The sequence below is a fragment of the Kitasatospora sp. GP30 genome, assembly GCF_029892145.1.
GTDB classification, from domain to species: Bacteria; Actinomycetota; Actinomycetes; order Streptomycetales; family Streptomycetaceae; genus Kitasatospora; species Kitasatospora acidiphila.
Window position 1 is genome coordinate 71,419 of the sequence record NZ_JARZAH010000007.1, and the last position, 11,690, is coordinate 83,108.

The following is an 11,690-nucleotide window of genomic DNA, read 5'->3' on the forward strand; positions in this document are numbered from 1 at the left end:
CCCTCCCGCAGGATCTGTGCGGGATTTGAGCTTTCTCGAGCGTTTTGCAGACAAGCGTCCGATACCTCTGGCATATTCACCCGCCGACACACGGGGAACGGGGAGGCACGGGTATGCGCTGGAAAGACGCGAAGGGCGTCCGCTGGCGGATCAGGCGGCACCGGCTGGCCGGCGTCCGGCGGATCAAGCCGGAGTGGGCCGACGACATCATCCCCGGCGGGCTCGGGCAGGATCCGATCTCGTTCCTGCTGGCGCTGCCCGCCCTGATCGTCCTCGCCGTGCTGGTCCCGCTCTGGCTGGTCGAGTGGCTGATCCGCCTGCTGCTCACCCCGTTCGCCGCCGTACTGCGGCTCACCGGCCTGGTCCCGTACCGGGTGACCGTGCTGCGCGGCGGCCAGGAGGTGGCCTTCCACACCCCGCGCGGGTACGGCGAGCTGCGGCGCACCCTGGCGGGGCTGCGGCCGCAGGGCTGACGCTCGCGTTCGAGGCGAGGGGATCCTTGAGCCATGCGCGCCGCCCGCCTGATCCGCATGACGCTCCTCGTCCAGTCGAGCCCCGGGCTGACCGCTGCCGCCCTCGCCCGCGAGCTGGGGGTGTCCGCGCGCGCGGTGAAGCGTGACGCGCAGGCCCTGCAGGAGGCAGGGGTACCCATCCGGGCCGAGCGCGGCCGGGCGGGCGGCTACCACCTGGCGCCGGGCTACCGGACCCGGCTCACCACGCTGCGTCCCACCGAGGCGGAGACGCTCTACCTCTCCGGTCTGCCCACGGCCCTGCGCGATCTCGGGCTGTCGGACGCGGCGGAGGTGGCCCGGCTGAAGCTGTCGGCCACCCTGCTGCCGTCGCTGCGCGCGGCGGCCGAGTCGTCGACGCGCCGCTTCCACCTCGACGCCCCGGCCTGGTTCCGCGAGCCGTCGGCACCGGAGCTGCTGCCGGTGCTGGCCCGCGCCGTGTGGTCCGACCGCACGGTCGAGCTGGCCTATGCGCGCCCTGCCCGGGACGGCGCGCCGCCCCGCGTGGTGACCCGCCCGGTGGAGCCGTACGGGCTCGTCCTGAAGGCGGGGGTGTGGTACGTCGTCTGCCGGGTCCCGGACGGCGCTTGGCGCACCTACCGCGTCGATCGCGTCACGGCGCTCTCCCCCGCTCCCGGTGAACCCTTCGCCCGCGACCCGTCCTTCGACCTGGCCGCGCACTGGCAGGCGCAGGCCGGCTCCTTTGCTCGGGCGCTGCTGCGCACGACCGTCACCCTGCGCCTGACGGAGCAGGGGCTGCGCCGTTTGCCCGCCGCGGTGGACCCGGCCGGCGTGACCGGGGCGTCTGCCTCCGCGACCGCGCCGGACGCCGACGGGCGGATCACGCTCAATGTGCCGGTGGAGTCGGAGGAGGTCGCCTTCGCCCAGTTGGTCGGGCTGGGTGCGGAGGTGGAGGTGCTGGCCCCGGCGGGCCTGCGGGCCCGCTTCCGCGAGCACGCGCAGGCCCTCGCCGAGTTGTACGGCGGGGAGTCGGGGGATCAGCGGTAGTCGTCCACCGAGCCGTCCTTCCCGCGGAACTTGACGTCCTCGAAGTACGACCAGCAGTCCGGCCGGCTGCCGTCCACGTCCCGTACGCCGTAGGTCTTGGCGAGTTCCGCGCTGGAGGCGGACTTCCCGTTCCAGCGGGCCGCCCGGTCCGGGTCGGCGGCGAGCGCGGCGACCGCGCGGGCGAGGTAGTACGGCGATTCGGCGAGGGCGAAGTCCGGTTCCCGGGCGATGGCGTCGCGCCAGTTCTCCTCCGTCACGCCGAAGTGGGCGAGCATCTGCTCCGAGCGCAGGAAGCCCGGCGTGACGGCGACCGCGGTGCCCCCGTAGTCCGCCAGTTCCTCGCCCAGTCCGAAGGCGATCCGGATCGGGGCGTTCTTCGCGAGGTCGTAGTAGAGGTTCCCGCGGTAGCGGCGGTTGAAGCCCGCCGTGCCGTCGGTGACCTCCACGTGCAGCGGCGCGTCCGAGCGGACCAGCAGCGGGAGGGCCAGTGCCGCGGTGATCACGTGCGAGCGCACCCCGAGCTCCAGGATCCGCAGGCCGTCGGCCAGCGGTGTCTCCCAACTCTTCTTGCCGAAGACGGAGTTGGCGAGCAGGTGCTCGCCGCCCCAGAGGTCGTTGACGAGGATGTCGAGCCGCCCCCGCTCACGGCCGATCCGCTCGACGAGGGCGCGCACCTGCTCCTCGTCCAGGTGATCGGTGGGTACGGCGGTACCGGTGCCGCCGGCTGCGGCAACCAGCTCCGCGGTCTCCTCGATGGTCTCCGTGGCCCGGCCGACCTCGCTGACGCGCTCCCGGGTGGTGCGGCCGGTGACGTACACGGTGGCGCCGGCACGGCCGAGCTCGACGGCGAGCGCCCGGCCGGCACCCCGGGTGGCGCCGGCGACGAGCGCGACCCGGCCGGCGAGCGGGCCTTCGTGGGCGATGGGCTGGGTGGTGGTGTCCTTGTCCATGTCACCCATGGTGGTTCTCAAAGGGGACAGTTCACGTCACCCTTTCTCCTCCAGGATCGCCCGCAGCCGCGACAGGCACTCGTCGACGAACTCGGGGTAGGTGCCCCAGTAGTACGACACCCCGCTGACCCCGACGGCGATCGCCCACGCCCTCGCCCGCAGCCAGGTCGCCTCGTCGAGGTCCAGCGCGTCCCGGTACGCCCGCCGGGCCGCCGCCGGCAGATCCCACACCGCCGCATGCTCGGCGTCCGGGAAGCCGATCGAGAGGCCTCCGAAGTCGATGACGGCGTGCAACGTGCCGTGCCGGACCAGCAGGTTGCTGGGCTTGAGGTCGCCGTGGAGCCACACCTGGCCGCCGGACGGCCCGGGCAGGGCGAGCGCGCTCTGCCACCGGTGGTGCAACTGCGCGATGTCGAGGTCCAGGCCCTCGAGCGCCCGGCACTCGTCGAAGCAGCGACTGACCCATCCGTCGCAGGCCTGCAAGTCACCCCCTCGGTACCAGCTGAGCTCGCCCTCACGCGTGGCCCCCATTAGCGGGACGGCATGCAGACGCCGCACGGTCGCCGCCAGGTCGGTGCCGAAGGCGGGCCAGTCGGTGACCGATCCCGGGCCGACCACCTCGCCGTCGATCCAGCGGTACACCGACCACGCCAGCGGGAACGCGTCCCCCGGCGTACCGCGGTGCACCAACTCCGGGATGCGGCAGGGCAGCTGCGGCGCCAGTCGCGGCAGCCAGGCCTGCTCCTTCCGTACCGCCTCCGCGTTGCCCGGGGTGCGCGGCAGCCGCACGAGCAGCTCGTCGCCGAGCCGGTACATCCGGTTGTCCGTCCCCGCGCCCGCCGGGGAGACGGGAAGATCGGCCAACTCCGGTCGCTGCTCCCGCAGTAGTGCTCGGACGACCGTCTCATCGACGCGGATCTCGTTCTGGTGAAGTGTCACAGTGCGAGCCTTCTGCTCAGGCCTCGCTGCCGCCACTTCTTTTCGCGTAGCTCGAAGCCAGACCCCACAAACACCGTCAAGCCTTCGACTTGGCACGGCAATTCAGCCAACACTCAGTAATGCCAAGGCCCTTGACCTACTCATGACAGTTGGCCATCCTGTACTGCCACCGCCTCACAGCCGCCCACACCGGCTTGGGGTCGGAGCACGAGCATCCTGATCGTCCCCCACAGAGGAGCCAGCATGCGCCGATTCCTGATACGCCTCGCCACCCTCGCGGCAGCGGCAACCACCCTCGCCGCCCCTGTCGCGCCGACCACCGCGGCGGCCGCACAGGGACTGTCGTTCCGCCCCCTGCACTACAACATCAACGGCTACAACTGGGGCGGCTACGCCGCCACGGGCAGCGGCTTCACCTCCGTCTCGGCGAGCTGGACCGAGCCGAACGCCACCTGCAACTCCACCAACGACCTCTACGCCCCCTGGGTCGGCATCGACGGGTACGGCACGTCCACCGTGGAGCAGACCGGCGTCGCGACCGACTGCTCCAGCGGCAGCCCCGTGGACCAGGCCTGGTACGAGATGTACCCCGCGAACCCGGTCTACCTGAGCCAGAGCTCCTACCCGGTGTCGGCCGGCAACGTGATCAACGCCTCGGTCACCTACGCCGGGAGCAGCCGGTACACCCTGAAGCTGACCAACTCCTCGCGCGGCTGGACCTACACCACCACCAAGTCCCTCTCCGCGTCGCGGGCCAGCGCCGAGGTCATCATCGAGTCGCCAACCGGGGCCTACCCCAACTTCGGCACCCTGAACTTCAGCTCGGCCACCGTCAACGGCAAGTCCCTCGGATCCTTCAACCCGGTCGCGCTCGACCCCTCGAACGGCGCCTACGAGGCCCGCACCAGCGCGCTCGGCTCCAGCGGCACCAGCTTCAGCGAGACGTTCCTGCAGGAATAGCCGAACCGGCGCTGGGGCGCACAGCCGCCCCAGCGCACGGAACTTGAAGCGCTCTGCGCGGCACCCAAGGAATCGGTCATGGGGCCGGGCGCCTCACATCAGGGCTGAACCCACGCCGGCCCCCGCTCCAAATGGGTCCGATATCGGCTGACGGCGCGCTGGTCAGTGATCCGAGCGCCCGGAGATTGAGAAGGCCCGGTCAGCCGTCCGGCCGACCGCACCGGGCCCAGATCTCGTTCCCGCATCGAAGGCGCCCCCGTCTACCCATCGGCTACGCGCGTAGATATGCTGCTCTGGTGACTATGTCCACTCTTGCAGCCAATGCCCCCGGCGCTGCGGGCGGCGGTCTGAAGGACGTCGCGGCGTCCGAGGCCTCGCTCCGCCGCTTCCTGCACGGCCTGCCCGGCGTCGACCAAGTCGGCCTGGAGGCCCGCGCCGCCGCCCTCGGCACCCGTTCGATCAAGACCACGGCCAAGGCGTACGCCATCGACCTGGCCATCTCGATGATCGACCTGACCACGCTCGAAGGCGCGGACACGGTCGGCAAGGTGCGCGCCCTGTGCGCCAAGGGCCGGAACCCCGACCCGAGCGCCCCCACCGCCCCCCGCGTCGCCGCGATCTGCGTCTACCCGGACATGGTCGCCACCGCCAAGGAGGCGCTGAAGGGCACCGACATCCAGGTCGCCTCGGTCGCCACCGCCTTCCCGGCCGGCCGGGCCGCGCTGCCGGTGAAGCTGGCCGACACCGCCGACGCGGTGGCCGCCGGCGCCGACGAGATCGACATGGTGATCGACCGCGGCGCCTTCCTCTCCGGCCGCTACCTGGACGTCTTCAACGAGATCACCGCCGTCAAGGAGGCGTGCAAGCGCCCCGACGGCACCTCAGCCCACCTCAAGGTGATCTTCGAGACCGGCGAGCTGCAGACCTACGACAACGTGCGCCGGGCCTCCTGGCTGGCGATGCTGGCCGGTGCCGACTTCATCAAGACCTCGACCGGCAAAGTGGCCGTCAACGCCACTCCCCCGGTGACCCTGCTGATGCTCGAAGCCGTCCGCGACTTCCGGGCGCAGACCGGAATCCAGGTCGGCGTGAAGCCGGCCGGCGGCATCCGGACCACCAAGGACGCCATGAAGTACCTGGTGATGGTCAACGAGACCCTGGGCGACGACTGGCTGAGCCCGCACTGGTTCCGCTTCGGCGCCTCCAGCCTGCTCAACGATCTCCTGATGCAGCGTCAGAAGCTGACCACCGGACGGTACTCCGGTCCCGACTACGTGACGGTGGACTGAGGAACATGGCCAAGAACAAGAACGCCGCAGAGCCGGTCCGCAAGAGCGGGCTGTTCGAGTACGCCCCCGCCCCGGAGTCGCCCGCCGCGGCCGGCGACATCGCCACCTCCTACGGCCACTTCATCAACGGCCAGTTCACCGACTCCAGCGGCAGCGAGGCGCTGAAGACGGTCAACCCGGCCACCGAGCAGGTGCTCGCCGAGTTCGCCCAGGGCACCGACGAAGACGTCGACCGCGCCGTCAAGGCGGCGCGCAAGGCGTTCGCCGACTGGTCGGCGCTGCCCGGCAGCGAGCGCGCCAAGTACCTGTTCCGGATCGCCCGGATCATCCAGGAGCGCTCCCGCGAGCTGGCCGTGCTGGAGTCGATCGACAACGGCAAGCCGATCAAGGAGACCCGGGACGTCGATCTGCCGCTGGTCGCCGCGCACTTCTTCTACTACGCGGGCTGGGCGGACAAGCTGGACTTCGCCGGCTACGGTCCCAACCCGAAGCCGCTGGGCGTGGCCGGCCAGGTCATCCCGTGGAACTTCCCGCTGATGATGCTGGCGTGGAAGATCGCCCCGGCGCTGGCCACCGGCAACACCGTGGTCCTCAAGCCCGCCGAGACCACCCCGCTGACCGCTCTGCGGTTCGCCGAGATCTGCCGCCAGGCCGGTCTGCCCAAGGGTGTGGTCAACATCGTCACCGGCGACGGCCGCACCGGTGCGGCGCTCACCGCGCACCCGGACGTCAACAAGGTGGCGTTCACCGGCTCCACCCCGGTCGGCCGCGCGATCGCCAAGCAACTGGCCGGTACCCGCAAGAAGTTGTCGCTGGAGCTGGGCGGCAAGGCCGCCAACATCGTCTTCGACGACGCGCCGATCGACCAGGCGGTCGAGGGCATCGTCAACGGCATCTTCTTCAACCAGGGCCACGTCTGCTGCGCCGGCTCCCGGCTGCTGGTCCAGGAGTCCATCCAGGACGAGCTGCTGGACGCCCTCAAGCGCCGGATGGCCACCCTGCGGGTCGGCGACCCGCTGGACAAGAACACCGACATCGGCGCCATCAACTCGGCCGCCCAGCTGGCCCGGATCACCGAGCTGGCCACCGCCGGCGAGGCCGAGGGCGCCGAGCGATGGGCGCCGGAGTGCGAACTCCCGTCCGCCGGTTACTGGTTCCGTCCCACGCTGTTCACCGGCGTGAGCCAGGCGCACCGGATCGCCCGGGAGGAGATCTTCGGCCCGGTGCTGTCGGTGCTGACCTTCCGCACCCCGGCCGAGGCGCTGGAGAAGGCCAACAACACCCAGTACGGACTCTCCGCCGGCATCTGGACGGAGAAGGGCTCGCGCATCCTCTGGATGGCCGACCGGCTGAAGGCCGGTGTGGTGTGGGCCAACACCTTCAACAAGTTCGACCCGACCTCGCCGTTCGGCGGCTACAAGGAGTCGGGCTACGGCCGCGAGGGTGGCCGGCACGGTCTGGAGGCCTACCTCGATGTCTGAGACTGCCATGCGACTTGACGTCTTCAAGACTTACAAGCTGTACGTCGGCGGGAAGTTCCCGCGCTCCGAGAGCGGGCGGGTGTACGAGGTGACCACTGCGACATCAGCCGCCGGCGCGGCGGGAAAGGGCCAGTGGCTCGCCAACGCCCCGCTCGGGACCCGCAAGGACACCCGGGACGCCGTGCTGGCCGCCCGCGCCGCCGTCAAGGGCTGGTCCGGGACCACCGCCTACAACCGCGGTCAGGTCCTGTACCGGGTCGCCGAGATGCTGCAGGGCCGCCGCGAGCAGTTCGCCGCCGAGGTGGCCGCGGCCGAGGGCCTGGGCGGCAAGAAGGCCGCCGCGCTGGTGGACCAGGCGATCGACCGCTGGGTCTGGTACGCGGGCTGGACCGACAAGGTGGCCCAGATCGCCGGTGCCGCCAACCCGGTGGCCGGCCCGTTCTTCAACCTGTCGGTGCCCGAACCCACCGGCGTGGTGGGCATCGTGGCCCCGCAGACCGGCTACGGGTTCTCCTTCCTCGGCCTGGTCTCGGTGCTCGCCCCGGTGATCGCCACCGGCAACACCGCGGTGGTGGCGGCCGCGGCTGACGCACCGCTGCCCGCCCTGTCGCTGGGCGAGGTGCTGGCCACCTCGGACGTGCCGGGCGGCGTGGTGAACCTCATCTCCGGCCGCACCGCGGACATCGCCCCCACGCTGGCCTCCCACCAGGACGTCAACGCCATCGACCTGGCCGGCGCGATCGCCGCGGACGGTCCGGGCACGGCGGCCGCCCTGGAGGAGCTGGCCGCGGACACCCTGAAGCGGGTGCTGCGCCCGGCCGTCGACCCGGCGGCCCAGGACTGGACCAATGCTCCGGGAACCGACCGGCTACTCTCGTTCCTGGAGACCAAGACGGTCTGGCACCCGATGGGCCAGTAGGTCCTCCCCCTGACCGGTCCGTCCCCCGTGCCCCTATCCCCCCAGGGGCCCGGACGGACCGCCGACGGGCCCGCGCCTCTCCCCCCCTGGCGCGGGCCCGTCACCCTTCCGCCACCGCCCCCTAACCGTGCGCTGGTACCGTCCGGCGGGTTACCAGTACTGCGTTCGATGCGTCAGACTGGTGTCTCGTGAGTGACTCCCCCATGAACCCCGCCCCTGTTCGTCGCGCCCGCGTGGTGCTGCTGTCCGGGCCCTCGGGATCGGGCAAGTCCTCACTGGCCGAGCGGGCCGGACTCCCGGTGCTGCAGCTCGACGACTTCTACAAGGACGGCGACGACCCGAGCCTGCCGCTGCTGCCCGACGGCAGCGGCATCGACTGGGACTCGCCCGCCTCCTGGCACGGCGACCAGGCGCTGGCCGCGATCCGGCAGCTGGTGGAGACCGGCCGGGCCGAGGTGCCCGTCTACTCCATCCCGGCCAACGGTCGGGCCGGCTCCCGACTCCTGGAACTGCACGGCGCCCCGGCGTTCATCGCCGAGGGGATCTTCGCCGCCGAACTGGTCGCCGGCTGCCGCGCCGAGGACCTGCTCGGCGACGCGCTCTGCCTGCGCAACCACCCGCTGGTCACCGCCTGGCGCCGGTTCCGCCGCGATCTGCGCGAGGGCCGCAAGTCGGTCGGCTTCCTGGTGCGGCGCGGCTGGCGGCTGATGCGCGCCGAACGCGCCATCGTGGCCCGCCAGGTCTGTCTCGGCTCCCACGCCTGCGACGGCCCCGAAGCCGCCCGCCGGGTGCGGGCCGTGGCCGACCGGCCCGAACCGGCCGTCGCCTCGATGTCCTGACGGGCCGTCAACTCCGGACGGTCACAACCACCTTGCCGACCTGACCGTTGGCCTCCAGGTGGCGGTGGGCGTCGGCGATCTCGGACAGGTCGAAGGTCCGATCGATCACCGGGGCCAGCGTGCCGGCCCGCAGCCCGGCTCCCAGGAAGTGCAGCATCCGGCGCCGGATCTCCGGGGTCCGCGCCAACTCGCCGTAGGCGAAGCCAAGGATCCGCAGTCCCCAGTTCATCGGCAGCGGCGCCGGGCGCGGGTCCAGCCAGCCGTAGACGATCAGCAGGCCGCCGGGCGCCACCGCGAGCGCCAACTCCCCCAGCCCGGGCCCGGCGACCGGGTCGAGGACGAACTCGGCGCCCGCCCCGCCGGTGAGCTCGCGGACCCGCTCCACCACCGGCTCCTCGTCGCTGACGATCACCTGGGCCGCGCCGAGCTTCAGCAGCTGGTCGCGCTTGCCGGCGGTGCGGGTGACGGCGATCGGGATGGCGCCGAGGTGGTTGGCGATCTGGATCGCGGCCACCCCGACGCTGGACGAGGCGGCGGTGATCACCACGTGGTCGCCGGGCCGCAGCCCACCGCGCTCCACCAGCGCGCCGTAGGCGGTGCCGTAGGAGAGCCAGGAGGCGGCCGCGGTGGCCGAGTCCACACCGTCGGGCCGCCGGTCCAGCGAGGCGGCGGGCAGCAGGAAGTGGTCGCCGTAGACGCCGTCGGTGCTCATGTGGCCGCCGACCGTGCTCACCACCGGGTCGCCGACGGCGAAGCCGGTCACCGCCGAGCCGACCGCCATCACCACGCCGGCCGCCTCGTAGCCGAGCCGCGAGGCGGGCAGCGTCGGCTGGTAGTAGTACGCACCGGCCCGGAAGAGGGCCTCCGCCCGGTTGAGACCGATCGCCTCGGTCCGCACCAGCACCTGGTCCGGACCGGGCGCCCCGAGCTCGACATCGGCGATCCGGAGCACCTCGGGACCACCCGGCTCGTCGAACAGCACCATCTTGGCCATGGCCAACTCCCCTTTGGAACAAGCGTCTTGCTGACGTGATCAACCGTAGGCGAGCCGATCGAGACGGCCTATGCCGGAAAGTCTCGGTTCCCTGTCCGATCGTCTCGCCACTGGCTAGGCTCACCCCATGGACGTGCTCAGCGATGCGATCACCGCCATGCGCACCGGCCGGCCGCACGCCGGCCACCACCGGCGGGCCGCCCCCTGGGGCGTGCGGTTCCCGGCCGGTGACGGGGTCGGGTTCCACGCTGTGCTGGACGGCGAGGCCTGGCTGCACCCGCCGGGCGACGCCGCGCCGGTCCGGATGGCGGCCGGCGACCTGGTACTGCTGCCGCACGGCGCGAGCTACGGAATCGCCGACGCCCCGGACCGCACCCTGCGCCCCGCCGTGCTCGACTCGGACGGCCGGCTGCGACCCCAGCCACCGCAGGCCGGGCCCGGCACCGAGGCGAGCAGCAGCATGCTCTGCGGCGCCTACCTGCTCAACCAGGCCCGCCCACACCCGCTGCTCGCCGAACTGCCACCCCACCTGCGCCTCAGCACCCGGGACGGCCGCCACGCCCGACTGCGCACCGTGATCGAGCTGCTGACCGACGAACTGGCGGACCGCCAACCCGGCGCGGACGCCCTGCTCCCCGCCCTGCTCGACACCCTGCTGCTGCACGTCCTGCGCGCCTGGTACGCCGAGCAGGCCGACACCGAACGCCCCGGCTGGGCCCACGCCCTGCACGACCAGGCGATCAGCACCGCCCTGCACGCGATCCACGACGACCCCGCCCACCCCTGGACCGTCGAGGAACTCGGCGCCCGGGCCGGCCTCTCCCGCGCCGCCTTCGCCCGCCGCTTCACCACCCTGGTCGGCCGGCCCCCGCTCGCCTACCTCACCTGGTGGCGGATGACCACCGCCGGCCGCCTCCTCCGCGACACCGACGCCCCCCTACGCACCATCGCCCACCGCACCGGCTACCTCAGCGAGTTCGCCTTCGCCAAGGCCTTCAAGCGCGAGTACGGGGTGTCTCCCGGGCGGTACCGGAGCACCGTTCACCTGGACGGGCGAACTGAGCAGCGAACCGCCTTGCCGGCCCGGATCGGCGGCTAGGCTTGACGCCGGAAGCCGTCGGCCCACGCCGCGAGGAGGTAGCCGTGACAGCCGCGCCGATCGACTGGATAAACCCGCCAGGTCGTAGATGGACATACGAGCAGGTCAAGGACCTCGACCTGCCCTTCGAGTTCGAGTTGGTGGATGGGGAGATCGTGCCGCGGGGGATGACCGGTTACTGGCACAACACGGTGCGGGACGAGCTGTACTCCGAGCTGCGAGAGGCCCGTAGAACCCCCTTCAAGGCGGCCACCGAGCAGTGCATCCTGATCGACGAGTACAACCCGCCCAAGCCGGATGTCGTCGTCTTCGACGCAACCGGCCTGGACGCGTTCGAGATGGAGTGCGTGCCGGTCGCGTCGGTCGCCCTCGCGGTCGAAGTGGTCTCACCCGGCTCCCGTTCGGACGACCGCTTCCGCAAGCCCGGCCTCTACGCCGAGGCCGGCGTCCCGTACTTCTGGCGCGTCGAGCGGGGCGACAGCGGCCTGCCGGAGGTCTTCGAGTTCTGGCTGGACCGCGACACCGGCGTCTACGCACCCGCCCCCGAGGGCGGGCACCACGTCGGGCTGCTGAAGACCGAGCTGCCCTTCCCCCTCGAGATCAACCTCAGTCGGCTCGTCGAGTTCTGAGCCGCCGTGAACGCAGAACCGGACCCGGCATCCTCTCCCGAGATGCCGGGTCCGGCCCTGTGTGGGGCGCGGCT

At 71.8% G+C, this 11,690-nt stretch carries 12 protein-coding genes; 9 read left to right on the forward strand and 3 right to left on the reverse strand.

Going from position 1 to position 11,690, the window contains the following annotated elements; all coding sequences use genetic code 11:
• The first annotated feature begins 113 nt into the window (after positions 1-113).
• Positions 114-473, forward strand: a complete 360-nt coding sequence (locus tag P3T35_RS13625; protein ID WP_101381500.1) for a hypothetical protein — start codon at positions 114-116, stop codon at positions 471-473.
• A 33-nt stretch (positions 474-506) separates the two neighbouring features.
• Entirely contained in the window at positions 507-1,517 is a 1,011-nt protein-coding gene (locus P3T35_RS13630; RefSeq protein WP_101381499.1) for a WYL domain-containing protein, read from the forward strand.
• On the opposite strand, the gene P3T35_RS13635 is transcribed toward P3T35_RS13630, so the two are convergent.
• Positions 1,508-2,467, reverse strand: coding sequence for an SDR family oxidoreductase (locus P3T35_RS13635; RefSeq protein WP_180356541.1), 960 nt, complete (start codon positions 2,465-2,467; stop codon positions 1,508-1,510). The two genes, P3T35_RS13630 and P3T35_RS13635, sit on opposite strands and share 10 nt — an antisense overlap.
• Positions 2,468-2,503: 36 nt before the next feature.
• Positions 2,504-3,406 (reverse strand): aminoglycoside phosphotransferase family protein, encoded by a 903-nt coding sequence (locus P3T35_RS13640; RefSeq protein ID WP_101381497.1) that lies wholly within the window; start codon positions 3,404-3,406, stop codon positions 2,504-2,506.
• Between the two features lie 243 nt (positions 3,407-3,649).
• Here P3T35_RS13640 and P3T35_RS13645 point away from each other — a divergent pair, with 243 nt between their 5' ends.
• The 5 genes from P3T35_RS13645 to P3T35_RS13665 all read left to right on the forward strand — a co-directional run bounded on the left by P3T35_RS13645 (position 3,650) and on the right by P3T35_RS13665 (position 8,894).
• A complete protein-coding gene (locus tag P3T35_RS13645; protein ID WP_101381496.1) occupies positions 3,650-4,366 on the forward strand; it encodes a G1 family glutamic endopeptidase in 717 nt (238 codons plus the stop codon).
• 302 nt (positions 4,367-4,668) lie between these two features.
• Complete coding sequence (deoC, locus tag P3T35_RS13650; protein WP_180356540.1) at positions 4,669-5,655, forward strand: deoxyribose-phosphate aldolase; 987 nt, start codon at positions 4,669-4,671, stop codon at positions 5,653-5,655.
• A gap of 5 nt (positions 5,656-5,660) precedes the next feature.
• Positions 5,661-7,136 carry an aldehyde dehydrogenase family protein gene (locus P3T35_RS13655; protein WP_101381494.1) on the forward strand — a complete coding sequence of 492 codons (1,476 nt, stop codon included), beginning with the start codon at positions 5,661-5,663 and terminating at the stop codon, positions 7,134-7,136.
• Positions 7,129-8,055, forward strand: a complete 927-nt coding sequence (locus P3T35_RS13660) for an aldehyde dehydrogenase family protein (protein WP_101381493.1) — start codon at positions 7,129-7,131, stop codon at positions 8,053-8,055. Before P3T35_RS13655 ends, P3T35_RS13660 begins: the two co-directional genes overlap by 8 nt.
• A 203-nt stretch (positions 8,056-8,258) precedes the next feature.
• A complete protein-coding gene (locus P3T35_RS13665) occupies positions 8,259-8,894 on the forward strand; it encodes an ATP-binding protein (protein ID WP_280706195.1) in 636 nt (211 codons plus the stop codon).
• 7 nt (positions 8,895-8,901) lie between these two features.
• Here P3T35_RS13665 and P3T35_RS13670 read toward each other — a convergent pair whose 3' ends face one another.
• Positions 8,902-9,888: a zinc-dependent alcohol dehydrogenase family protein gene (locus P3T35_RS13670; protein WP_101381491.1), complete on the reverse strand. Its 987-nt coding sequence runs from the start codon at positions 9,886-9,888 to the stop codon at positions 8,902-8,904.
• 127 nt (positions 9,889-10,015) lie between these two features.
• Between P3T35_RS13670 and P3T35_RS13675 the strand changes: the two genes are divergently transcribed.
• Positions 10,016-10,987: an AraC family transcriptional regulator gene (locus P3T35_RS13675; protein WP_101381490.1), complete on the forward strand. Its 972-nt coding sequence runs from the start codon at positions 10,016-10,018 to the stop codon at positions 10,985-10,987.
• Positions 10,988-11,031: 44 nt separating this feature from the next.
• The gene (locus P3T35_RS13680) at positions 11,032-11,616 is read left to right on the forward strand and encodes a Uma2 family endonuclease (RefSeq protein WP_101381489.1); all 585 of its coding nucleotides are present in this window, start codon (positions 11,032-11,034) and stop codon (positions 11,614-11,616) included.
• Positions 11,617-11,690: the final 74 nt, after the last annotated feature.